The following is a 24,011-nucleotide window of genomic DNA, read 5'->3' as shown; positions in this document are numbered from 1 at the left end:
AGCGGCCCGCCTTTTCCAAAGACTTCTCACGTCCCCTTCGCCGCGAAACGGCCAAAACACACTTACTTCGGAATCCATAGTCTCCGATAACAAAGAATTAGATGCGGATATGCTATCCCTGCCCCCGCCTGATCATGGGCCTGGGGAACGCATATATGAAATCGAAACTATCCGGATTGATCGCGCTTGCAGCCGCGATCATCGCCACCTCCGCCGTATCGTCGTATGCCGAAGATCTGAAATTCCAGCTCACCAACGGGACCAATTCCGTCCTGACGCGCTTCTACAGCTCGCCGACCGGCGTCAACAACTGGGAAGAAGACGTCTTTGGCGAGGATGTCCTCAATCCGGGCGAGACTGTGAACATCACCATCGCCGACGGCCGCACCGTCTGCAAATACGACATGCGCTTCGAATTCGACGAAGACTCGAACCTCGACACCACCGAAGACACGCAGGACCTTTGCGCGCTCGGCAGTTACACCATTCACGAATAGACACCCTTCGCCGGCGCCGCCTTCGCTTAGCCTGCGAAGGCGGCTTCCGTTTCTGGTCGCAATGGCGCTCGCAATATCGACCCTTGTCACTCCGCCCGGCTCCGCGTATCAGCGCATGAAGCGTTTATTCAAAGCGATAGAGCGGCTGTTGCATCAGCGACGCTCCGATGCCGGGAGGGCAAGGTGAACGGAAGACGGTTTCTGTCGATCGGTGAATGCATGGTGGAGCTCTCGCAGGCCGGCGACGGTCTGCTGCGCAAGGGCTTTGCCGGCGATACCTTCAACACCGCCTGGTATGCTCGCGCTTGCCTCGGTCCCGATTGGTCGGTCGATTATTTCACGGCGCTCGGTGACGACGCCATGTCGGACGAGATGGCTGCCTTTATCGCCGGAGCGGGTATCGGCACGAACCTCATCCGCCGCATCAAGGGCAGGACGCCGGGCCTCTACATGATCAACCTGAAGAACGGCGAACGCTCCTTCAGCTATTGGCGCGACAGTTCGGCCGCCCGCAGCCTGGCTGCCGATCCAGATCATTTGCGCGAGGCGGTGGAGAGCGCCGATCTCGTCTATTTCTCCGGCATCACCCTTGCCATCCTGCCGCAGGAGGATGCCGCGACGCTGCTCGCGGAGGTCCGCCGCGCCAAGGCAGCCGGCAAGCTCGTGGTGTTCGACCCGAACATCCGTCCCCGTCTGTGGTCGAGCTACGATGTCATGCACGCGACGATCAGCGAGGGCGCCCGCTCTTCCGTGCTCGTCATGCCGAGCTTCGACGACGAGGCCGCCCATTTCGGCGACGATTCCATCGAAGCAACGATCCAGCGCTATCTCGCACTCGGCGCCATCAATGTCGTCGTCAAGAACGGCGCCGACGGCGTCACCTTGAATTTCGCCGGTGAGGAGACCTTCGTTCCGGCCGAAAAGGTCGAAAACGTCGTCGACACCACCAGTGCTGGCGACAGTTTCAATGGTGCCTTCCTCGCACGCTATCTTGAGAGTCAGGACGCGCCGGCAGCCGCCCGCTTCGCCGCAGGCGTGGCGGCTCGCGTCGTCAGCGAGCATGGGGCGTTGGTTGCAAGAGAAAAACTCGGGTTGAGTGGTGGCTGAGCCCGCGCGTGACCGCCGCGCAGATATGCCATGCGCGGGCGCTCCCCGCCTTCTCAGCATTCTTCCCGGTTAAGGGCGTAAAAATCAGGACTTCGTCGGCCGATCTGTCTCGCGAACCGCCTCGTCATGATACCAGCAGCTGTCGAGTGCGGCGTCGCAGACATCAGCCGCCTCGCGCTCCATCAGCCTTGCGCGTTCGAACCGGTTTGCGGCCCGGGTCGGCTTGACGGGAAACTGGTAGATCGTCGCGGATTCGCGATGGAAACCGGTGGGCATGAGATCGCCTCCATTCCGTTCGGCGCATCGATATCAGGACTGCGACCATAGCATGATGCACATAGATTATGCAAATTGCACAAAATATATGCATGAAGTAACTATGATTGATCCATATGCTGTCTGCGCCCGAAGCTTCCGCCTATTTGTTCAACACTTCACCATTTCAAGCAAAACGCCCAAATTTTCATCCGGTTCCAAGGCAGAAAACCTCTTTATCCTCCTGAGGAATCAGCCTTCGACCGTTCAAACGGGCTTCTTTTCGAGAAAGAAAAAGCGCGGATCGAGCGGCTCATTGAAGATTTTTCTTTCGCCGGCGATCAAACTGGCACGCTACGTGCTTCACTAGGTGCATCCCCTGGCGGTCGGATGCGTTTGCGCGCCCAGATCATCCGGGTTTGCTCACCTTCGTCGCATTGAGAGAGTCACGATGACAAAATATAAGCTCGAGTATATTTGGCTCGATGGGTACACCCCGGTACCGAACCTGCGTGGCAAGACGCAGATCAAGGAATTCGACGCATTCCCGACGCTGGAACAGCTTCCGCTCTGGGGCTTCGATGGCTCGTCGACGATGCAAGCCGAAGGCCGCAGCTCCGATTGCGTGCTGAAGCCCGTCGCCATCTATCCTGACCCGGCCCGCACCAACGGCGTGCTCGTCATGTGCGAAGTCATGATGCCCGATGGCGTCACGCCGCACCCGAGCAACGCCCGCGCCACCATCCTCGACGACGAAGATGCCTGGTTCGGCTTTGAGCAGGAATATTTCTTCTACCAGAACGGCCGCCCGCTCGGCTTCCCCGAGCAGGGTTATCCGGCTCCGCAGGGCCCCTACTACACCGGCGTCGGCTATTCGAATGTCGGCGACGTCGCCCGCGAAATCGTCGAAGAGCATCTCGATCTCTGCCTCGCTGCCGGCATCAATCACGAAGGCATCAACGCCGAAGTGGCCAAGGGCCAGTGGGAATTCCAGATTTTCGGCAAGGGCTCCAAGAAGGCCGCCGACCAGATCTGGATGGCACGTTACCTCCTGCAGCGCCTGACCGAAAAATACGGCATCGACATCGAATATCACTGCAAGCCGCTCGGCGACACCGACTGGAACGGTTCGGGCATGCATTGCAACTTCTCGACCAAGTACATGCGCGAAGTCGGCGGCAAGGCCTATTTCGAAGCGCTAATGGCGCAGTTCGAAAAGAACCTGATGGATCACATCAACGTCTATGGTCCCGATAACGACAAGCGCCTGACCGGCAAGCACGAGACGGCTCCGTGGAACAAGTTCTCCTACGGCGTTGCCGACCGTGGCGCTTCTATCCGCGTGCCGCACTCCTTCGTCAAGAACGATTACAAGGGCTATCTGGAAGATCGCCGCCCGAACTCGCAGGGCTGCCCCTACCAGATCGCTTCGCAGGTTCTGAAGACGATCTCGGAAGTTCCGCTCGCCGGTTCGGCTTCCGCTGCCGCCTAACCTCCCAAGCGGCGCCGGTCTCCGACCGGCGCCGTCATTCTTTCTGCCTGAAAAACATCGTCGGCCGCTGGCATATTCGCGCCGATCCAGCCGCTAAACGCCTGAAAATACTGGCAAGCGGCTGTAATATTTCCATCATGGTCATGCCTCAAAATAGGCAAGCGGGAATCGCCGTTCCGGAACCCCGCTTTGGGGTTGAGCGTTGACAGATCACTGCAACGCGGATGGAAATCGCGACATGCTGCAACGTCCGGCAAACACTTATAGCGGCGAGAGCTGGGCCCATGCCGCAGCCGCCGGAAACCTGCCGGAAAGGCTGGTAATCGTTACCGACGCCTGGCATCCGCAGGTCAACGGAGTCGTTCGCTCGATCGAGAACACCAATCGCGAACTGGCGAAAATGGGTGTCGAGGTTGCGATGGTGACGCCGGAGCGTTTCCATAGCATCCCCTGCCCGACCTATCCGGAAATCCGGCTGTCGATTGCCAATTACCGACGTGTCGCGCGAGAGATCGAAAAGCACAATCCGACCTATGTGCATATTGCCACCGAAGGTCCGCTGGGATTGACCGCCCGCCGCTGGTGCCTGCGCAAGCGCATGCCTTTCTCCACCAGCTATCACACACGCTTTCCAGAATATGTGTCTGCCCGCCTGCCGATCCCGGAGAGCTGGCTCTATGCCTTCGTGCGTTGGTTCCACAATGGCGGCGCTGGCTGCATGGTCGCGACGCCAAGCCTTGCGCGCGAACTGGCCGCGAGAGGCATCAAGAACCTGATGCCCTGGACCCGCGGCATCGACGCCACGCAATTCCATCCGATGCCGCTTGAGCCGGAGCCCCTTGGCCTCCCTCGCCCGATTTTCATGACCGTCGGCCGCGTGGCGCTGGAAAAGAACCTTCCGGCATTTCTCGACCTCGACCTGCCAGGCTCCAAAGTCGTCGTCGGCGATGGTCCGGCGCGCGCCGAGCTGGAGCAGCGTTATCCGAACGTCCATTTCACCGGAGTGAAATTCGGCGAGGATCTGGCGAAAATCTACGCGCAGGCCGATGTCTTCGTCTTCCCCTCGCTCACCGATACCTTTGGTAATACCATTCTCGAAGCCCTGGCATCGGGCGTGCCGGTCGCCGCCTACCCCGTCACCGGCCCGCTCGATATCATCGGCGAGGACAGCGAGGTCGGATCATTGGACGCCGACCTGCAGGCCGCGTGCCTGGCCGCTCTCTCCGCCTCGCGCACCAAGGCGCGTGAGCTTGCCATGCAATATTCCTGGGAAGCGGCAACGCAGCAATTCATCAACAATATTCGCGCGGCCAATGGGGTCATCACGCCCAAATGGAAAAAGGCCTGGCAATTTGCCAAGTCGCTTCCAAGAAGCAGAAAGCCCGGCGAAACCGCCGGGCCTCTCTCATCCGCAGACTGATCAGTTCTTTCTGTGCAGGGCGCTGCGAAGAGTATCGTCGCCGCTAGACGAGCAGAAGAACGGGCGCGCGGCGCAACAATGCCGCGTAAGAGCCCAACCACCCTTAAACCCTACGTCCGCCTCTTCTTCGGCTCGTACGGATTATCAGGCGAGCGGAAATGGATGCGGATCGGTACGCTCGGCATATCGAAATCGGCGCGCAGCCCGTTGATCAGGTAGCGCGTATAGGATTCCGGCAGCGCGTCGGAGCGGGTGCAGGAAATCATGAAGGCCGGCGGACGGGCCTTGACCTGTGTCATGTATTTCAGCTTGATGCGGCGGCCGGAAACGGCCGGAGGCGGATGTTGGATCTGCTGCGTCTCCAGCCAGCGATTGAGCCGCGCCGTCGAAATGCGCTTGTTCCAGACCCTGTCGGTATCGATAATCGACTGCATCAACTTGTCGAGGCCCCAGCCGGTCTGGCCGGAGATCGGCACAGCGCGGATACCGCGCGCCTGCGGCAGCAGCCGATCGGTCTTTTCGCGCAGATCCGCCAGCACCGCCTGCCGGTCCTCGATCATATCCCACTTGTTGAAGGCAAGTACGGCCGCGCGGCCCTCACGCAGCACGAGGTCGACGATCTGCAGGTCCTGCTTCTCGAAAGGGATCGTCGCGTCAAAGACGATGACGACGGTCTCGGCGAAACGGATGGCGCGCAGCGCGTCGGCCACGGAAAGTTTTTCCAGCTTCTCGGTCACCCGCGCCTTGCGGCGCATGCCGGCCGTGTCGAACATCTTGATAGTGCGGCCGCGCCAGTCCCATTCGACCGAGATGGAATCGCGGGTAATGCCCGCCTCCGGCCCGGTTAGCAGCCGGTCCTCACCGAGGAAACGGTTGATCAGTGTCGATTTGCCGGCATTCGGACGGCCGACAATCGCCACCCGGAGCGGCTTGGTCTCGTCATAAGCGGGCTCTTCGTCCTCGTCCTCACCTTCATCGGCCGAGTGGGAGATATCAACGTCCGTGACGGCGACATCCTCCTTGGCGTAGGCACGGTCCTTGCCGATCGCCTCGACGATCGCGTCGCGCAGGTCGAGCATGCCCTGCCCGTGCTCGGCCGAAATCGGCGTCGGCTCGCCGAGGCCGAGCGTATAGGCGTCGTAGAAGCCGCTGTCGGAGCCGCGCGCCTCGGATTTGTTGGCGACGAGCACGACCGGCTTGCCGCGCCGGCGCAGCATTTCGGCCAGGGCAGTATCGACTGGCGTCAGCCCGTTCTTGGCGTCGACGACGAAAAGCGAAAGATCAGCCTCATCGATTGCCGCTTCCGTCTGCGCGCGCATCCGGCCCTGCAGACTTTCCTCGTCGGCTTCTTCCAGACCGGCCGTGTCGATAATCGTAAAGGTCAGACCCATCAGCCGCGCGTCACCCGGCCGGCGGTCGCGCGTCACGCCGGGTGTATCGTCGACGAGCGCAAGCTTCTTGCCCACCAGGCGGTTGAAAAGCGTCGACTTGCCGACATTCGGACGACCGACGATGGCGACCGTGAAACTCATTCTTTTTCCTTAAAACTCAGCCCTGCGCGGCGGGCGCCTTGCCGGATGCGGTAATGAGATCAAGCATCATCTGAGCGCGATTGGCAACAGGACGCGGGCTGCCGGTGTCGTCGACAATCGACTGGAACCATTGCCGCGCCTGCGCCATGTTGCCGGCCTTGTAGGCGGCCAGACCGAGTGCTTCGCGCGCCGAATGGCGGAAGGCGCTGCTCGGCACGGCCATTTCTTCGATCGCGGCCGAAACCTGCTCATAAGAACCGTTCTCGATCAGCAGCCAGCCCGCGCGCATTTTGGCGGCATCGCGCACGGCAGCCGGAACGCTGTTGTCTTTGCCGATTTCGTTGAAGGCGGTGATCGCCGCCGCAGCGTCGCCCTTCTGCGCCTTGACGGTCGCCGCCCGCATGCGCGCCAGCACCGGATAGGCGCCATGGCCTTCCTTCTCCAGCTTTTCAAGCGCGGCCAGCGCCTCGTCGTTCTTGTTTTCGTCGGCAAGCTTCATCGCCGCCAGAAACTGGTCGCCGGCGCTGGAGGAGCGGTTGTCGTCCCAATATTCATAGAGAACCTTGCCGGCGGTGCCGGCGACGATCAGGATGGCGACGACAATGATATAGCGGCCGAACCGGCGCCAGGCGCCCTTCATCTGGTCTGACCGCAATTCCTCGTTGACTTCACGGATGAAGCTGTCGTCGTTGAATGCCATTCTCGTCTCCGGCCGCGGAAATACCTATACGCATGTGCATGACACGCACATTTCCGGCCTTCTACCCCATTTTGCCGCCATTGTAAGGGGGATGTGAAAGATTCGTCACATGGCGAGCGGCGAAACGCCGATCAGCCATTCGTGCAGCTTCCAGATGATCAGCGCCCAGACGACGATGCCGATGACAAGGGCATAGAGGTCGTACTTGGCCGAGACGAAGGGCCGGCGCGTGATTTCCCCCGCCCGCTCGCGGCGCTTGAGCGAAATGCGCACGATCACGCCCCAGGCAAGGAACGCCGCAAACAGCAGGACCGACGACGTCTCGCCATTGGCAAGCAGATGCGCCAGCGCCCAGATCTTCACCGACAGCACCATCGGATGCCTGGTCTTGGTCGCAATGTGTCCGGCCGGCAACAGCGAGGCGACGAGACAGATCAGCGCGATCAACATCAGCGTAATGGTGATATGCGCCATCCAGACCGGCGGATTGTAGAGCATGCCGGTCACCTGCCTGGCCTGCCCGAATCCGTAGATCAACAGGATCAGTGTGAGGATGCTCGCAACCGAATACCCGGCACGCCAGCCATTCTCGCCGAGGCGCACGATCATCGAGCGACGCAGATCCGGAGCCACCACCCGCACCAGGTGCACACCGAGAAAAAGTATGATGCCGACGATAAGCAGTGCCATTGCGGTCCCTTCCGTGCAGTTTGACATGACTTAGCGGTTGGCGGGAAAAAATACCAGCAAGACCGCAGCTTCGCCGCAATTCTATCGGAGGGAAACCGCGAACAAATTGTCGCGGTGCCCATGTCTCGCCCTCTCCTCGCCACCTGTCTGATTGCCTCTCTCGTTCTTCCCGCGGTGGCAGAGGCGGCCGACCGGCCGAAGCAACTGGTCATCATCTCCTTCGACGGTGCCCACAACAACGCGCTCTGGCTGAAAAGCCGCGAGATGGCCGCCAGGAACGGCGCCCATTTCACCTATTTCCTTTCCTGCACCTTCCTGATGAACGAGGCGGCGAAGAAGGCCTATCAGGCGCCGCACCAGAAACCCGGAAAATCCAATGTCGGCTTTGCCCGGAGCGACGACGAGATCCGCGAGCGCCTCGGCAATATCTGGCACGCCCATCTCGAAGGCCACGACATAGCAAGCCATGCCTGTGGCCATTTCGACGGCCGCCTCTGGAGCGAGGCCGACTGGTCCGCCGAATACGCGACCTTCCATGCGACGTTGAAAAATGCCTGGAAGGGCGTCGGCCTCGAAGAACCCGCCGGCTGGCAGGATCTGGTCGATCACGGCATCAAGGGCTTTCGCGCCCCCTATCTCTCGGCGACGGCGGGCACCGACATGATCGCCGCCGAGAAGAAGGCGGGTTTCACCTATGACGCAAGCCTCGTCACCAAAGGCCCGGCCGTGCCTGTCGAAGAAGACGGCATCCTCCGCTTCGGCCTCCCCCTGATCCCCGAAGGCCCCAGCGAAAAGCCGATCATCGGCATGGACTACAACCTCTTCGTCCGCCATTCCAAGGGTGAGGAGGACAGCGCGGATTCGAAGGCATTCGAAGACCGCGCCTACGCCGCCTTCTCCCAGGCCTTCGACCGCCAATACAACGGCGACCGCATCCCCCTCCAGCTCGGCTTCCATTTCGTCGAAATGAACGGCGGCGCCTACTGGCGCGCGCTCGACCGCCTGGTCAGCGACGTCTGCATTCGGGCGGACGTAGCCTGTGTGAGCTATTCCGAAGCGATTCCGATGATCGAGGCGCGTGGGAAATTGGAGCGGACGTCGGGGCTCTGACGGTGTTTTAAAATTGAGGGGTAGTGCCGTTCAGCTCCATCCGCCCAAACCTCACCAGTTAACCATCGACATGCACGACGCCGGCTTCCCTCTCCAGATAGTGCCGATCGATCGCAGGTAGCGGTTCATCGTCGATCGCCGCCTCGAAAGTCCTAAGACGTTTGTAGATGGACAACAGCTCGATAATAGTCGTCCAGGAACTTACGAGATATTGAAAAGATCCGCGAACCTGATCGAAAACATTTGTAATCTGCGTCATCAATCCTAGCGTCAGCTTACCTGCGACGATCGATGGAATGAGAACGATAAAACTGAATATATTATCAGCCTGGGAATAGAAGAGACGTGCGACATTGAAGTATGTATAGTGGAAATAGATACGGAAATAATTCCGTCGGACATTCGTGAATAATTCAGCCAACGTTAACGGATCCGCGCGATCTGCATGATCCTCGCCATAGACCAGTTCCTTGCGGTAGTGGGCTTCCACGCGCTGATTGAGGAATTGCAGCCCAGGCAGCTTGATACCGACAATAGCCAGAAAGACTGTTCCAAACAACGACCAGAAGATCGCGGCCCAGACAAGCGCATGCGGGATGGCGCCGATTAGCGGCAATTCCGTAATATTTGCGCCAAGCCGAAAAAGTACCGGCAAGAATGCAATCAAAGTCATGATGGAATCGACAAAGCTGACGCCCAAACCCTCAATCGTTTGTGCAAAGCGCATCGTGTCGTCCTGCACGCGCTGAGACGCGCCCTCCACATGCCGCAGCTTGGGCCAGTTAGCGACATAGTAGTCGTTCATCGCTGTGCGCCAACGAAATACCCAATGGCTTACGAAGAACGAGGTAAACACCCGAATCGCGACCGCAACAAACGCTATACTGGCAAATATCAGCAGTTCCGCATAAAATCGTGAAGCGGGAACTGAACCGACCTTCTCTAGGGCCTGCTGGACCAAATTATAGAAAGGCCCATACCAAGCGTTCACAGCAACACTGACCTGTACACCAAAGTAAGTCGTGAAAACGATCAGCGAAGCACCGAGAACTGACCAAGACTGCCAGGGATGCGGACTATACCAGAACCAGAAGGCTGTGAACAAACCGACGACAATTGCGTAATAGATATAGAACCACAGGAAAGGTGCCGTCCAAAAGACAGACACACCGATAGGTGCTTCCTGCCCTTCGGGCAGCGGCGGCAGTCCGATCGCTGCGCCGGCCTGCTCGCCACCAAAATACCAAAGAAGGACCGCGGCCAGGCACCAGAGCGCGGCCGATATAAAGAAAGCTTTTGGTTTTGGGAAAAATGAAAGGAACACTGGGGCACTTTCCTGAACGGGAATCTCGGGAGCATCAGCAGATGCTGATTGCCCGGAAATTAAGGCAGTTCGAAGAAAGCGGCAATGGACTCAAGCCATTGTTACGCACTTGTAACCACTTAATGGATTTCCTTCATCACCGGCATCGCCATTGAAGCGCACGCCACCAGGGCAATGGCAGCGATCACCGTCGGCAGGGTAAAGCTGCCCGAGCGTTCGGCAATCCAGCCGGCAACAATCGGTCCGACGATCTGGCCGACGCCGAAGGCGGCCGTCATCATCGCCAGGATCCGCCGCGGACTCTTCGGGGAAAGCTTGCGGCCGATTTGCAGTCCGTAGGCCGTGATCGCCAGGAACGTCGCCCCGAATAGCGCCCCGCCGATCAGCGGCGCGACCGAAGGCGGCAGCGCTACGGTGGCGAGCACACCGGCGGCCTCGATGAGAAGCGCCGCGACATAGACGCCGCCGAGTCCAAGCGGTCTGACGAGCGGCTTCCAGGCAAACAGCGCCACCGCCGCCGTCACGCCGGCAATGAACCAGCAGAGAAATTCGACGAAAGCTCCCGTCGCCGCCATGCGTGCGATGGTGACGAGGAAGGTCGCGGTGATGACGTAGCCGAAGCCGAACAGGCCGTAGGACAGCGTGACAAGCACCATCGGCCGGCTCCAGTTGAGCGCCGGTTCCTTGCCCGACCGCGCTGCCTGTGCCGGCGCCGTGGGCAAGAGCCACCAGACGATGGCGAGACTTGCCGCGCAATAGAGCGCCCCGCCGATCCAATCGGCGCGCCAGCCGCCCGGCTCATCGTGAAAGCCAAGACCAATCAGGAGCACCATGACCGACGAAAGCGCAATGCCCGCTCCAGGCCCGCCGAAATGCGCCGCCTGCACATGGTCATTGCCGGCAGCAGCCCCGTGGCTGAGCACGATCGACGAGGTGAACACCATCGCGAAGGCGCTGGCAAGGCCGGCCAGGAGCCGGATGACCGCAAAGATCGCAACGGAATCGGTGGCCGCCATCGCAGCGAGCAGGATTGCGTTGGCAAGCAGTGCCAAGAGCGCCACCAGCCGTTCGCGCCCCGCCGCCCAGCCATAAGCCGCCAGCACGGCGCCAACGAGATAACCGACGAAATTCGCCGACGCGATAAAGCCGGCATCCGCCGCCGAAAGCGGCACGCCGCTCATCATGCCGGGCAGGATCGGCGTATAAGAGAAGCGCCCGAAGCCCATGGCTGCCGCCATGGCCACGGCGCCGGCAGCAGCAATCGAAACCAGGTTGGGCGCGGAGCGAGGCGGACGGGAAAGCATGCACCGCTTATCGCGCTGCAACGCAAAGGCCACAAACGACTATTTCTGATCGATCGATCAATTCTGCGAAAGGTAGGATTTTCACCGCCGTTTTTGAACCACAATATCTAGGGCGCAGATCGAAGCGCGGGAGCGAAGGGACGTGGCGGTCAAGCCGAATGAATTGACATGTGCGCCCACCACAACCACCCTCATTTCCTGTGCTTGTCACAGGAATCCCGTGCGCCCAAGTCCTTGGGCGCTGGAGACTCTCTTCAATTGTATATGGGGTCAATCACCGCGCAGACGCGCGGTGGCTGGATTCCTGTGACAAGCACAGGAACAAAAAGGAGAGGTGAGCGCTCCCCACGAAGCGACCTGAAGATTCCAAGCCCAAGGGCGAGCCCACTGACCCCAGCCCTACACCCGCCCATCCGGCAGCGTCAATATCACCGGCCCATTCCGCGTCGCAACCACCGTATGCTCAAACTGCACCGTCGGCGCCTTCGGATCGGCATAGAGCGTCCAGGCGTCGTCGCCGCCTTCGGCCCATGTCGCGCCGAGCGAAAGGAATGGCTCGACGGTGAAGACGAGGCCATCCGTCATCACACGCTTTTCCGAAGGATCCGGCCAGGTCGAGAGCTCGGCCGGCTCCTCGTGCAGCGAGCGGCCGACGCCGTGGCTCGCCAGATTGGCGACCAGCGTATAGCGGTTCTTCTGCGCGAAAGCGCCGACGGCGGTGCCGATCTTTGCCAGCGATTCGCCCGATTTCACCTGGTTGAGCCCGACCCAGAGCGCCCGCTTACCGTCGCGGCAGAGCCGCTCGATTTTCGGCTTGACGGGCGGCACCGCGAAGGAGGCGCCGGTATCGGCGAAGAAGCCGTCCTTCTCGGCCGAGACGTCGATATTGATGAGATCGCCGGCGCGGATGACGCGCGGGCCGGGAATGCCGTGGGCGATTTCCTCGTTGATGCTGATGCAGGTCGCGCCCGGAAATTGATAGCAGAACTCCGGCGCCGAGCGTGCGCCCGCATCTTCGAGCACCTTGCGGCCGATCTGGTCGAGCTCCAGCGTCGTCATGCCGGGCTCCATCGTTGCCGCCATCACCTGGATGGCATTGGCGCAGATGCGGCCGATCTCCTTGAGCTTCACCAGTTCGTCTTCGTTTGCGATAACCATTCGTCTGTTCCGCCCTTCCACAGGGCGGCCGCGGCCGCCTCAAACTGAGGCTTTCACTCCTTCGCTCTTTTCAGTCAATGCCTTTCTGACGATCGGCGCCACTTTCGTCCCGTAGAGCTCGATGCCACGCATGATCTGATCATGCGGCATCAGGCCGATCGCCATCTGCAGCAGGAAGCGGTCGTTCTTGAATATCGCGTGATGGGCGATGATCTTTTCCGCGACCAGCTCGGGATCGCCGACGAAAAGCGCGCCGTTCGGCCCGCGCGAAAGATCGAAATGCGCCCGGCTCGTCGGTCCCCAGCCGCGCTCGCGGCCGATGCGGTTCATCACCTCCGCCTGTGGTCCGTAGAACTGGTCGGCGGCTCTCTCCGTCGTGTCCGCGATGAAGCCATGGACATTGATACTGGTCTTCAGCTTCGCCTGATCCTGCCCGGCCCGGCGCGCAGCCTCGCGGTAGAGATCGAAGAGCGGCGCGAAACGGCTCGGCTCGCCGCCAATGATCGCGAGCGCCACCGGCAGTCCGAGCGCGCCGGCGCGCGCCACCGACTGCGGTGTGCCGCCAACCGCGATCCACAGCGGCAGTGGATCCTGCAGCGGCCTGGGATAGACGCCGCGTCCGTTGATCGCCGCGCGAAGCTCACCCTTCCACGCGACAGTCTCATCATCGCGCAGCGCCAGCAGCAGATCGAGCTTCTCCTCGAAAAGCTGGTCGTAATCCTCGAGGTTGTAGCCGAACAGCGGGAAAGACTCGATGAACGAGCCACGCCCTGCCATGATCTCGGCACGGCCGTTCGAAATGAGATCAAGCGTCGAAAACTGCTGGAACACACGCACCGGATCGTCGGAGGAGAGCACAGTAACCGCGCTCGTCAGCCGGATGTTTTTGGTCTTGACGGCCGCAGCCGCCAGCGCCACCGCGGGAGCGGACGCCGCATAGTCCGGCCGATGGTGTTCGCCAAGCCCGAAGACATCGAGCCCCACCTGATCGGCAAGCTCGATCTCCTCGATCAGATGCTTCAGCCGTTCGGCCCCTTCCGCTCCCTTGCTGCGGGAGGGATTGGGATTGACATCGGCGAATGTGTAAAGGCCCAGTTCCATCGTCGGCATCCTGTTGAACTCGATCCGGAGATAAGGATGGCGGCGATGGAGCGCAAACACAAATTGTGGAACGGATTGTTCGAGAATCTTGATGGCACAGGATAAATCCCGCGTCGACATGACGCCCAACTCCGATTCGAATCTGAATTTAACGGCTTCCAGTCCTCAGCGGAATCATCTTCCAAACCACCTCACAGTGCACTTGAAGCATCGGGACGGCGCGGCCTTTACCACGCCGTCCCTGTCACTCACATCTTTGCCAGCAGTTCCGCCAGCTGGTCTGCGGCTTTGCCCCATCCCTCATGGAAGCCCATCTTCTCGTGCGCTTCCTTGTCTTCGGCGCGCCAGTGCAGCGCCTTGGCTGTATATTTCGTCCTGCCGTTACCGAGGTCTTCGAGCAGAATGACGCCGGTGAAGAAAGGCTTTTCGGCAGGCACCCAGGCGCTGGTATAGGCGTCGGTGAAGACGATCTTCTCATTCTCGACGATCTCGAGATAGACGCCATGATTCGGATACCGATTGCCCTCGGGATCCTGCATGACGACAACACTCGCGCCGCCGGGGCGCACATCGAGCGTCGCGTCTGCCACACTCCACGGGCGCGGGACGAACCACTGCTTCACGAGATCCGGATCGGTCCATGCCTTGAAGATCTTATCGCGCGGGGCGTGGAATTCCCTGATAAGGACGAGTTCATGTTGCGTGCTGGCGGTCATTTCAACATCTCTCCGTTTGAATGAAACCTGTTTCGTCTCAGGTTGTTACAAGGACGTGTAAACTTCGCCGCTCCGACACCACGAAGAATTAATTTGCAATCGGCTGCGCCGCCTCTTCCTGCATCTTGTCGATCTGCCGGCGGATATGCGCGGCTTCCGCCGCCGAATGGGCAAGCGCGATGGCATGGTCGAAGGCTTCGCGCGCCTGGCTGGTCAAACCGAGCTGCTTCAGCAGCCCGCCCCGCAGACCGTGATAATAGAAATAGCCTCCGAGTTTCTCGCCGAGCGGATCGATGAGATCCAGCGCCTCCTGCGGCCCATGCAGCTTGGAAACGACGACCGCGCGATTAAGCGTTACGACAGGCGAGGGCTGAATACGCTCCAACGCCCGGTAAAGCAGATCGATTTCCGTCCAGTCGGTGTCTTCGGCACGTTTCGCGCGCGAATGGATGGCGGCGATGGCCGCCTGAAGCTGGTAGGGGCCGGGCCGGCGGTGGCGTAGCGCCTTGTCGAGCAGCGCCAGAGCCTCATTGATGAAAAGCTGGTTCCAGAGAGAGCGGTCCTGATCCTCGAGCAGCACGATCTCGCCTTCGGCGCTGAAACGCGCCGGGCGGCGCGATATCTGCAGAAGCATGAGCGCAAGCAGCCCCATCAGTTCCGGTTCGGACGGAAACATGTGCAGCATCAGCCGTGCCAGCCGGATCGCCTCGTCGCTGAAGGCGGCCGCCTCATGTTTGGGATTCGCCTGGGTGTAGCCCTCGTTGAAGATCAGATAGATCATCGTGCTGACGATCGACAGGCGTTCGGCCCTCTCCTCAGGGCTCGGCGTTTCGAAAGGCACGCCCGCCTTGGCGACGCGCGCCTTGGCCCGAGTGATGCGCTGCTCCATGGCGCTTTCGGAGACCAGGAAGGCGCGCGCGATCTGCGTCACCGAAAGGCCGGAGACGATGCGCAGCGCCAGCGCGATCTGCTGCGTCGCCGGCAGATCGGGATGGCAGCAGATGAAGAGAAGCCGCAGGATATCGTCGCGATAATTGGAAGCATCCAGCCGCTCGGCAATGTCGCTTTCGGCATCCTCAGTATCGGAAATGACGTCCTCGTCCGGCAACGCCTGCAGCTTCGATCGTTTGCGCACCGCATCGATGCCGCTGTTGCGACCGACGAAAATGAGCCATGCCGCCGGATCGCGCGGCGGTCCTCTTTCCGGCCATGTCCGGATCGCCCTCAGGCATGCCTCCTGAAACGCCTCCTCCGCGGTATCGAGATCGCGGAAATAGCGCAGCAGCGCGCCGAGCGCCTTCGGGCGGGCCGAGGCAAGCGCGAGGTCGATCCAGGCAATGTCGGTCATGATGCAGCATCTCCCGGCCTGAACACGTAGAAAGGCCGAATTTCGTAAGAGGAGGAGCCGGGATTGACCGCGGATAGCTGTTTCGAGAAGGCGACCGCCTCCTCCAGCGTTTCGAAGTCAACCACGTAAAAGCCGAGAAGCGCCTCTTTCGTTTCCGCGAAAGGCCCGTCGATGACGAGAGCCTCGTCTTTGCCCTTGCGAACGGTCGTCGCCGCCGTCGTCGGCATCAGCCGACCGACGGGACCCAGCTTACCGGCTTTGGCAAGCGGCTCCTGCACGGCGTAAAGCTTTTCCATGACGGCAGCCTCCTCCTCCTTGGTCCAGGCGAAGACGGTTTCCTCATGGGCGTAACAAAGGATTGCATAAAGCATCGGTCACTCCTCTTTCCGAATGACGAAGGAGTAACCGCTTAGCCGACAGGCCGCATCAAAAAATTATCCGGGTCAGCGGCGGTTGCAGGAACCAAGGCGCTTACCGAAGGCTAGCCTTCGGTAAGCGTCCGCTTGACCGCATTCTTCCAACCCTTGAGTTTTGCCGCCCGCACCTTCTCGTCCATGTCAGGCTCGAAACGCCGGTCGCGTTTCCATGTCGCCGAAAACCCATCCCTGTCAGGCCACACCCCCGCCCGGCTGCCGGCGAGCCAGGCCGCGCCCAGCGCCGTCGTCTCCAGGATCACCGGGCGATCGACCGGCGCGTCGAGCAGGTCGGCGAGGCGCTGCATCGTCCAGTCGGAGGCGACCATGCCGCCGTCGACGCGGAGCACCGTATCTTCGGCGCCGTTCTTCCAGTCTTTCTGCATGGCGTCGAGCAGGTCGCGGGTCTGGTAGCAGACGGCTTCGAGCGCCGCCCGGGAAAGCTCAGCGGGCCCACTGTTGCGCGTCAGCCCGAAAATCGCGCCGCGCGCCTGGGCATCCCAATATGGCGCGCCGAGGCCGGTGAAGGCGGGCACGAGATAGACCTCCTGCGTCGGATCGGCCTTTTCGGCAAGCGTGTTGGTCTCGGCGGCACTGCCGATGATGCGAAGCCCGTCCCGCAGCCATTGCACGGCAGCACCCGCGATAAAGATCGAGCCCTCAAGCGCATAGGTCGTCTCGCCGTTGAGGCGATAGGCGATTGTTGTCAGCAGCCGGTTTTTCGAACGCACCATGTCTGTGCCGGTGTTGAGCAGCGCAAAGCAGCCCGTGCCGTAAGTCGATTTCAGCATGCCCGGCGCAAAACAGGCCTGGCCGATGGTCGCCGCCTGCTGATCGCCGGCGACGCCGAGGATCGGGATGGCAGCGCCGAATATCTCTAAATCGACCGTGCCGAAATCGGCGGCACAATCCTTGACCTCAGGCAGCATGGCGGCCGGCACTCTCAGAATGTCGAGCAGATCCTCGTCCCATGCATTTTCGGCAATGTTGTACATCAGCGTGCGTGAGGCGTTGGTGGCATCCGTCACAAAGCTCTTGCCGCCGGTGAGCCGCCAGATCAGGAAGGTGTCGATCGTCCCGAAGCAGAGATCGCCCCGGGCCGCCCGCGCCCGCGCCCCCTTCACATTAGCAAGCATCCAGGAGAGCTTCGTGCCGGAGAAATAGGGATCAAGGATGAGTCCGGTCTTCTTTGTGAAAACCCGTTCCAGATCCTGCCGTTTCAGGTTGTCGCAGTAGCTCGCCGTGCGTCGATCCTGCCAGACGATGGCATTCTGGATCGGCCGGCCGGTCTCGCGCTCCCACACAACAACGGTCTCGCGCTGGTTGGTGATGCCAAGCGCGGCAATGTCCTTCGCCATCACCTTGGCTTCACGCAGCGCCATATGGATGGTGGAGACGACTGAATCCCAGATCTCCTCAGGATCATGCTCCACCCAGCCGGAGCGCGGATAGATTTGAGTGAATTCCTTCTGGCCTTTGCCGACGACCTGCATGGTGCCATCAAAAACGATCGCCCGTGTCGACGTTGTTCCCTGATCGATCGCCAGAACATATCCGCTCATGAAATCCTTCTCCCTGGAGCAATTCCAGCAAAAGCGCGTAGCGGTTTGCGTCCGGAATTGCGTGGATCAAAGAGATAGAGCATTTCCGTGATTCGGAGAAAAACGGAAATGCTCCACGCTGATTATCATGGCAAATCAATAGGACACGGATGCGGGCGAGAAAAGCGAATAAAGCGGAATTGCCAGCCTGCCGCCTTTGGGAATAACCTCGAGGCTAACGCTGCGACGCAGCATCGGCATTCACGGAGAAACAGCATGAGCAGATCAGTCGTCGTCACCGGCTCCACCAGCGGCATCGGTCTTGCGATCGCCACCGCCTTCGCCGAAACCGGCGACAACGTCGTTATCAACGGGTTCGGAAATGCCGATGAAATCAACGCGATCGTCGAGCGGCTTGAATCGGTATCGAAGGGCCGGGCAATCTACCATCCCGCCGACATGACCAAGCCCGCCGAGATCGCCGACCTGATCGAAACCGCCGCAAAAACCTTCGGCACCGTCGATGTCCTCGTCAACAATGCCGGCATTCAGCATGTCGAGAAGATCGAGGATTTCCCGGTCGAAAAATGGGATCAGATCATCGCCATCAACCTGTCGAGCTCCTTTCACACCATGCGCGCCGCCATTCCGCTGATGAAGGCCAAGAAATATGGCCGCATCATCAACATCGCTTCGGCTCACGGGCTCGTCGCCTCCCCCTTCAAATCCGCCTATGTGGCGGCAAAACATGGTATATTAGGCTTGACGAAGACAGCGGCGCTGGAACTTGCGGAGTTCGGCGTGACGGTCAACGCCATCTGCCCCGGCTATGTGCTGACGCCGCTCGTCGAAAAGCAGATACCCGATACCGCCAGGGCGCGCGGCATGACCGAGGAGCAGGTGAAGAGCGAAGTCATCCTCAAGGCGCAGCCGACGCGCGAATTCGTCAAGGCCGAGGAGATCGGTGCGCTGTCGATCTACCTTGCGAGCGATGCCGCCTGCCAGGTGACCGGAACCCACATCTCGATTGACGGTGGCTGGACGGCGGCCTAACCATTTGGAAAACATAACCGGGAATATCATGAACGACAGCATTCGCTTCATCCTGAATGGCGAGGACATCGAGCTCACCGATGTCGGGCCGACCGAGACGCTTCTCGATTTTCTGCGGTTGAAGCGGCGCCTCACTGGCACCAAGGAGGGATGCGCGGAAGGCGATTGCGGGGCCTGCACCGTGCTCGTCGGCCGGCTCGTCGACGGCAAGCTTGCCTATGAATCCGTCAACGCCTGCATCCGTTTCACCGGCTCGCTGCACGCCACGCACGTGGTGACGGTCGAGCACCTGGCCGGCCGGGATGGCGCGCTGCATCCGGTGCAGCAGGCGCTGGTTGATTGTCATGGGTCGCAATGCGGCTTCTGCACCCCGGGCTTCGTGATGTCGCTCTATGGGTTATGGCTGACAAAGGAAAAACCCGGTCGCCGCGAGATCGAAAAGGCATTGCAAGGCAATCTGTGTCGCTGCACCGGCTACGAGCCAATCGTCAAGGCCGCCGAGCAGGTGAGCCTGATGCGCCCGAGCGCGCTGTTCGACCCGCTGGAGCGCACGCGCTCGGAAATCATCGCACGGCTCTGGGCCATGCAGGCGAGCGGCACCATCCGGATTGCCAAAGGCGAAGACCGGTTGATCGTGCCGGCTTCTGTCCAGGCACTGGCCGAAGTTCTCTCGCAGGAGCCCGACGCGACCGTCGTTGCCGGCTCGACCGATGTCGGCCTCTGGGTGACGAAGCAGATGCGGCGGCTGAGCCCGGTCGTATTCATCAACCACCTGAGCGAATTGCAGACCGTCACCGAAAGCGAGGACGGCGTCACCATCGGCGCTGGCGTCAGCTACACCAGGGCCTTCGAAGCGATCGCCCGGAAAATCCCGGCGCTCGGGCGGCTGATCGACCGCATCGGTGGCGAGCAGGTGCGCAACATGGGCACGATTGGCGGCAACATCGCCAACGGCTCCCCGATCGGCGACAGTCCGCCGCCCTTGATCGCGCTCGGGGCGACGTTGACGCTGCGCTCCCTCGAAGGCCAGCGCAAAATCCCCCTCGAGGACTTCTTCATCGCCTACGGCAAACAGGACCGCAAGCCCGGCGAGTTCGTCGAGAGCGTCTTCGTGCCCTATCCCGCAAACAGCCGCTTTGCCGCTTACAAGATCACCAAGCGCCGCGACGAGGACATCACCGCCGTGCTCGGCGCCTTCCTGCTGACCCTCGACGACGCGGAGATCGTCACCGACATCCGCATCGCCTACGGCGGCATGGCGGCAACGCCGAAACGCGCTCGCACGGTGGAGACCGAACTGATCGGCAAATCCTGGACTGAAGCAACGATCGAGGCCGCCCGCCCCGCCTTCGACGTCGATTTCCAACCGCTCACCGACTGGCGCGCCACGGCGGAATACCGCCAGTTGACGGCGAAGAATTTGTTGACGCGGTTCTATCTGGAAACTGTCGGCGCGCCGGCGGAGCTGAAGCGGTTCGAGGAGGTGGCGTGATGGAGAAATTGATCAGAACGCCCGGAATGCAAGCCTTGATGGGAATAGTCGCGGTCTCCTCCTCTCCCTCATTCCTGTGCTTGGCACAGGAATTCAGCGCGCCCAAGTCCCTGGGCGCAGGAGACATTTCCTCAGCGTCATATGAGTCATTCACGGCGCAGACGCGCCGTGGCTGGATTCCTGTGACATCCCTCGGGCGAAGCCCTGAGGGCAAAGGAATGAGGGAGTGCGGAGTAGCCGCATTTCCTAACTCCGTTCGCGGAGGGCTGATCTAATGGACAAGTCCACCTTCGAAGACCCCAAAGTCGTCATCTCGGGCCCAATGTACGGCTCTCTGCGCCATGATTCCGCGCACAAACACGTTACCGGAACGGCCGAATATATCGACGACACCCCCGAACCCGCCGGCCTGCTGCACGGCGCGCTCGGCCTCTCCGACCGGGCACACGCCGAAATCCTCAGCATCGATCTCTCCGAGGTCGCCGCCTATCCCGGCGTCGTCTGGGTCTTCACCGGCAAGGACGTGCCCGGCGTCAACGACGTCAGCTCCAACGGCAGCCATGACGAGCCGCTGCTCGCCGAAACTTTGGTTCAGTTCCACGGCCAGCCGATCTTTGCCGTCATCGCCGAGACGCGCGAGGCCGCCCGCCGCGCCGCTTGGCTGGCGAAGATCGCCTATCGCGACCTCCCGCATTGGAGCGATATCGACGGCGCACTTGCAAACGGCAGCCCGCTGGTCACCACGCCGATGACGCTGCAGCGCGGCGAGCCGGAAACGGAAATGCCGAACGCACCCATGCGGCTGAAAGGCCAAATGCGCATCGGCGGACAGGAGCATTTCTATCTCGAAGGCCATATCGCCGTCGCCTTTCCCGGTGAGGATGACGAGGTAACCGTCTGGTCTTCGACCCAGCATCCGAGCGAGATCCAGCACATCGTCGGCCATGTGCTCGACATCCCTTCGAACGCGGTGACGGTCAATGTGCGCCGCATGGGCGGAGGCTTCGGCGGCAAGGAAACACAGGGCAGCCAGTTCGCGGCCCTTGCCGCCCTTGCGGCCAAGAAGCTCGGCCGCGCCATCAAGTTCCGCCCCGACCGCGACGAGGATATGAGCGCCACCGGCAAACGCCATGATTTCCTCGTCGATTACGAAGTGGGCTTCGACGCTGACGGCCGTATTCACGCTGTCGATGCGACTTATGCGGCGCGTTGCGGCTTCTCCTCCGATCTCTCGGGGCCGGTGACCGACCGGGCCCTCTTTCACGCTGATTCCAGTTACTTCTACCCGCATGTGCATCTGCAGTCGAAACCCTTGAAGACGCACACGGTCTCCAACACCGCCTTCCGCGGCTTCGGCGGTCCGCAGGGCATGCTCGGCGCCGAGCGCTTCATCGAGGAGATCGCCTACGCCCTCGGCAAGGATCCGCTCGATATTCGCAAGCTGAATTTCTACGGCCAGCCGGGCTCCGGGCGCACGCTGACGCCTTACCACCAGGAGGTCGAGGACAATATCATCGCCCGTGTCGTCGACGAACTGGAGGAGACGGCCGAATACCGGGCGCGACGCAACGCCATCATCGCCTTCAACCGCGACAGCCGCTACATCAGAAAGGGCATCGCGCTGACGCCGGTCAAATTCGGCATCTCCTTCACCATGACCGCCTTCAACCAGGCCGGCGCCCTCGTCCATATCTATCAGGACGGCTCGATCCACCTGAACCATGGCGGCACCGAAATGGGCCAGGGCCTCTATACCAAGGTGGCGCAGGTGCTGGCCGACAGCTTCCAGATCGATATCTCTAGGGTGAAGATCACCGCAACGACGACCGCCAAGGTGCCGAACACCTCGGCCACCGCCGCCTCCTCCGGCTCGGACCTGAACGGCATGGCGGCCTACGATGCCGCCCGCCAGATCAAGGAACGGCTGGTGGCCTTTGCCGCCGAAAAATGGGATGTGGCCCCCTCCGACGTCGTCTTCCTGCCGAACCGCGTGCGCGTCGGCGAGTTCGAGATCCCCTTCCGTGATTTCATCAAGCAGGCCTATTTCGCCCGCGTCCAGCTTTCAGCCGCCGGCTTCTACAAGACGCCGAAGATCCACTGGGACCGTAAGGCCGGCCGCGGCACCCCCTTCTATTATTTCGCCTACGGCGCCGCCTGCACCGAGGTCTCGATCGATACGCTGACCGGTGAATATCTGATCGACCGCACCGACATTCTCCACGATGTCGGCCGCTCGCTGAACCCGGCGATCGACCTCGGCCAGGTCGAAGGGGCCTTCGTCCAAGGTTTGGGCTGGCTGACGACGGAAGAGCTCTGGTGGGACGACAAGGGACGGCTGCGCACCCATGCCCCGTCGACCTACAAGATCCCGCTCGCCTCCGACCGGCCGAAAATCTTCAACGTGCGGCTGGCCGAATGGTCAGAGAATGCCGAAGCGACGATCGGCCGTTCCAAGGCGGTCGGCGAACCACCCTTCATGCTGGCGATCTCGGTGCTGGAAGCCCTGTCGATGGCGGTCGCTAGCGTCGCCGATTATAACGTCTGTCCGAGACTCGATGCGCCGGCGACTCCGGAACGGGTGCTGATGGCTGTGGAGCGGATGAAGCGGGTGTAGGATGCGTCCGGCTGATTTGTTGTTTGAGCAGGACGGGCCGAGTGGGTGGCACCCCCCTCTGTCCTGCCGGACAGAGGGGGGGACCGCAGCCACATACCCATCGGTTGCCTTGCCATGAAGGACCTCCCCACCTTCCTCGCCGCCCACCCCGAGAGCGTCCTGGTCGACATCACCGGCACGCAAGGCTCCACTCCGCGCGAGGCCGGCGCTTTCATGCTTGTTTCGGCGAACGCCCTCTGGGGCACGATCGGTGGCGGGCAGTTCGAGTTCATGGCAATCGCAAATGCGCGCGAGATTCTGGCTGGAACCGGCGGAACGGCCATCATGGACATCCCGCTCGGCCCCGAAATCGGCCAATGCTGCGGCGGGCGCACGCAACTGCGGTTTCGGCGGTTGACGCAAGCGCTGACGGATGAGCTCAAGGCAAGGCTTGCAGGCGAGATTGAGCGCCTGCCGGAGGTTTTTCTCTTTGGCGCCGGCCATGTCGGCCGGGCGCTGGCGGCAGCCCTTGCGCCGCTGCCGCTGTCGGTGACGGTCGTCGAAACGAGACAGCAAGAGCTTGCCAACCTGCCGGATGAAATCAAGGCCCGGCTCGTGCCAATGCCGGAAGCGTTGGTGAAAGATATTTCCGCCGGCGGCGCGGTCGTCATCCTGACCCATGACCACGCGCTGGATTTCCTCATCGCTCGCGAGGCGCTTGCGAGAACCGACCTCGCCTATACCGGCATGATCGGCTCCGCCACCAAGCGCGCCACCCTCGCAAGCTGGCTTTCACGCGAAGGCGACGGCGAGCACGGCTGGATGGAGCGGCTGACGCTGCCGATCGGCGGCTCGACGGTCAGGGACAAGCGCCCCGAAGTGATCGCCGCCATGACCGCTGCCGAGATCCTGATGGCGCTTGCGGCCTACCGCATGCGCTCGTCCTCATAATAGGGATCGCGCCCGTCGAGGAAACCGAGATCGCGCTTAACCCGATCGGGCGCGGCCGTAAGATCGAGGCGCGGCAAGCTGTGGAAACTGGCCATGAGCCAGCCGGCAAGACGTAGGAAAACACTGCTGTTCCGTTGCGGCTGGCTCTCTTCGATAGCATGGCAATCCATGACGTCACCTCATCAGATTGATGGTATGAGTTGCAGTCTGCCGC

22 protein-coding genes are annotated in these 24,011 nt (G+C 61.3%); 9 read left to right on the top strand and 13 right to left on the bottom strand.

Features of this window, described 5'->3' with window-relative positions; translation table 11 throughout:
- Nucleotides 1–155: 155 nt before the first annotated feature.
- Both HJB91_RS17905 and HJB91_RS17900 read left to right on the top strand, forming a co-directional pair.
- On the top strand, nt 156–497 hold the full coding sequence (locus HJB91_RS17905) for a hypothetical protein (protein ID WP_210630395.1): 342 nt from the start codon (nt 156–158) through the stop codon (nt 495–497).
- A gap of 183 nt (nt 498–680) precedes the next feature.
- Nucleotides 681–1,604 (top strand): sugar kinase, encoded by a 924-nt coding sequence (locus HJB91_RS17900; RefSeq protein ID WP_221123028.1) that lies wholly within the window; start codon nt 681–683, stop codon nt 1,602–1,604.
- 84 nt (nt 1,605–1,688) lie between these two features.
- Here HJB91_RS17900 and gstI read toward each other — a convergent pair whose 3' ends face one another.
- Nucleotides 1,689–1,880 carry a glutamine synthetase translation inhibitor GstI gene (gene gstI / locus HJB91_RS17895; protein ID WP_064804193.1) on the bottom strand — a complete coding sequence of 64 codons (192 nt, stop codon included), beginning with the start codon at nt 1,878–1,880 and terminating at the stop codon, nt 1,689–1,691.
- 430 nt (nt 1,881–2,310) lie between these two features.
- Between gstI and HJB91_RS17890 the strand changes: the two genes are divergently transcribed.
- The gene (locus HJB91_RS17890; RefSeq protein WP_064804195.1) at nt 2,311–3,351 is read left to right on the top strand and encodes a glutamine synthetase beta-grasp domain-containing protein; all 1,041 of its coding nucleotides are present in this window, start codon (nt 2,311–2,313) and stop codon (nt 3,349–3,351) included.
- A 238-nt stretch (nt 3,352–3,589) separates the two neighbouring features.
- Nucleotides 3,590–4,771: a glycosyltransferase family 1 protein gene (locus HJB91_RS17885; RefSeq protein WP_221123030.1), complete on the top strand. Its 1,182-nt coding sequence runs from the start codon at nt 3,590–3,592 to the stop codon at nt 4,769–4,771.
- A 110-nt stretch (nt 4,772–4,881) separates the two neighbouring features.
- Here HJB91_RS17885 and der read toward each other — a convergent pair whose 3' ends face one another.
- From der to HJB91_RS17870, 3 genes are all read right to left on the bottom strand, one after another.
- On the bottom strand, nt 4,882–6,303 hold the full coding sequence (gene der / locus HJB91_RS17880; RefSeq protein WP_221123032.1) for a ribosome biogenesis GTPase Der: 1,422 nt from the start codon (nt 6,301–6,303) through the stop codon (nt 4,882–4,884).
- Nucleotides 6,304–6,319: 16 nt separating this feature from the next.
- Nucleotides 6,320–7,003, bottom strand: coding sequence for a tetratricopeptide repeat protein (locus HJB91_RS17875; protein WP_210630386.1), 684 nt, complete (start codon nt 7,001–7,003; stop codon nt 6,320–6,322).
- Nucleotides 7,004–7,108: 105 nt separating this feature from the next.
- Entirely contained in the window at nt 7,109–7,693 is a 585-nt protein-coding gene (locus tag HJB91_RS17870) for an NnrU family protein (protein ID WP_221155625.1), read from the bottom strand.
- A 120-nt stretch (nt 7,694–7,813) separates the two neighbouring features.
- Here HJB91_RS17870 and HJB91_RS17865 point away from each other — a divergent pair, with 120 nt between their 5' ends.
- Nucleotides 7,814–8,803 carry a polysaccharide deacetylase gene (locus HJB91_RS17865; protein WP_221155624.1) on the top strand — a complete coding sequence of 330 codons (990 nt, stop codon included), beginning with the start codon at nt 7,814–7,816 and terminating at the stop codon, nt 8,801–8,803.
- A 58-nt stretch (nt 8,804–8,861) separates the two neighbouring features.
- On the opposite strand, the gene sbmA is transcribed toward HJB91_RS17865, so the two are convergent.
- The 8 genes from sbmA to glpK all read right to left on the bottom strand — a co-directional run bounded on the left by sbmA (nt 8,862) and on the right by glpK (nt 17,729).
- Nucleotides 8,862–10,127 (bottom strand): peptide antibiotic transporter SbmA, encoded by a 1,266-nt coding sequence (sbmA, locus tag HJB91_RS17860; protein ID WP_221155622.1) that lies wholly within the window; start codon nt 10,125–10,127, stop codon nt 8,862–8,864.
- A 119-nt stretch (nt 10,128–10,246) separates the two neighbouring features.
- A complete protein-coding gene (locus HJB91_RS17855; protein ID WP_221155612.1) occupies nt 10,247–11,431 on the bottom strand; it encodes a YbfB/YjiJ family MFS transporter in 1,185 nt (394 codons plus the stop codon).
- 399 nt (nt 11,432–11,830) lie between these two features.
- The gene (map, locus tag HJB91_RS17850; RefSeq protein WP_221155610.1) at nt 11,831–12,589 is read right to left on the bottom strand and encodes a type I methionyl aminopeptidase; all 759 of its coding nucleotides are present in this window, start codon (nt 12,587–12,589) and stop codon (nt 11,831–11,833) included.
- A gap of 39 nt (nt 12,590–12,628) precedes the next feature.
- Nucleotides 12,629–13,690, bottom strand: a complete 1,062-nt coding sequence (locus HJB91_RS17845) for an LLM class flavin-dependent oxidoreductase (protein WP_221155604.1) — start codon at nt 13,688–13,690, stop codon at nt 12,629–12,631.
- Between the two features lie 248 nt (nt 13,691–13,938).
- Nucleotides 13,939–14,406 carry an SRPBCC family protein gene (locus tag HJB91_RS17840; protein ID WP_221123038.1) on the bottom strand — a complete coding sequence of 156 codons (468 nt, stop codon included), beginning with the start codon at nt 14,404–14,406 and terminating at the stop codon, nt 13,939–13,941.
- 88 nt (nt 14,407–14,494) lie between these two features.
- Entirely contained in the window at nt 14,495–15,754 is a 1,260-nt protein-coding gene (locus HJB91_RS17835; protein WP_210630372.1) for an RNA polymerase sigma factor, read from the bottom strand.
- A complete protein-coding gene (locus tag HJB91_RS17830) occupies nt 15,751–16,125 on the bottom strand; it encodes a YciI family protein (RefSeq protein WP_210630371.1) in 375 nt (124 codons plus the stop codon). The genes HJB91_RS17835 and HJB91_RS17830 overlap by 4 nt, the downstream gene beginning before the upstream one ends.
- Nucleotides 16,126–16,235: 110 nt before the next feature.
- Nucleotides 16,236–17,729 (bottom strand): glycerol kinase GlpK, encoded by a 1,494-nt coding sequence (gene glpK, locus HJB91_RS17825; protein ID WP_210630370.1) that lies wholly within the window; start codon nt 17,727–17,729, stop codon nt 16,236–16,238.
- A 255-nt stretch (nt 17,730–17,984) separates the two neighbouring features.
- On the opposite strand from glpK, the gene HJB91_RS17820 reads away from it, so the two are divergent.
- The 4 genes from HJB91_RS17820 (at nt 17,985) to xdhC (ending at nt 23,797) form a co-directional block, all read left to right on the top strand.
- Nucleotides 17,985–18,761, top strand: a complete 777-nt coding sequence (locus HJB91_RS17820) for a 3-hydroxybutyrate dehydrogenase (RefSeq protein WP_221123040.1) — start codon at nt 17,985–17,987, stop codon at nt 18,759–18,761.
- Nucleotides 18,762–18,789: 28 nt separating this feature from the next.
- The gene (xdhA, locus tag HJB91_RS17815; protein ID WP_221155603.1) at nt 18,790–20,253 is read left to right on the top strand and encodes a xanthine dehydrogenase small subunit; all 1,464 of its coding nucleotides are present in this window, start codon (nt 18,790–18,792) and stop codon (nt 20,251–20,253) included.
- A 274-nt stretch (nt 20,254–20,527) separates the two neighbouring features.
- Nucleotides 20,528–22,867 carry a xanthine dehydrogenase molybdopterin binding subunit gene (xdhB, locus tag HJB91_RS17810; RefSeq protein ID WP_210630367.1) on the top strand — a complete coding sequence of 780 codons (2,340 nt, stop codon included), beginning with the start codon at nt 20,528–20,530 and terminating at the stop codon, nt 22,865–22,867.
- A 114-nt stretch (nt 22,868–22,981) separates the two neighbouring features.
- A complete protein-coding gene (gene xdhC / locus HJB91_RS17805; RefSeq protein ID WP_221155602.1) occupies nt 22,982–23,797 on the top strand; it encodes a xanthine dehydrogenase accessory protein XdhC in 816 nt (271 codons plus the stop codon).
- Here the strand turns inward: xdhC and HJB91_RS17800 are convergent.
- Nucleotides 23,773–23,967 carry a hypothetical protein gene (locus tag HJB91_RS17800; protein WP_221155595.1) on the bottom strand — a complete coding sequence of 65 codons (195 nt, stop codon included), beginning with the start codon at nt 23,965–23,967 and terminating at the stop codon, nt 23,773–23,775. The genes xdhC and HJB91_RS17800 overlap by 25 nt on opposite strands.
- Nucleotides 23,968–24,011 lie beyond the last annotated feature (44 nt).

The sequence above is a fragment of the Rhizobium sp. NLR10b genome, from assembly GCF_019685435.1.
GTDB lineage: Bacteria > Pseudomonadota > Alphaproteobacteria > Rhizobiales > Rhizobiaceae > Rhizobium.
This window is presented reverse-complemented; position numbering and strand designations above follow the sequence as displayed.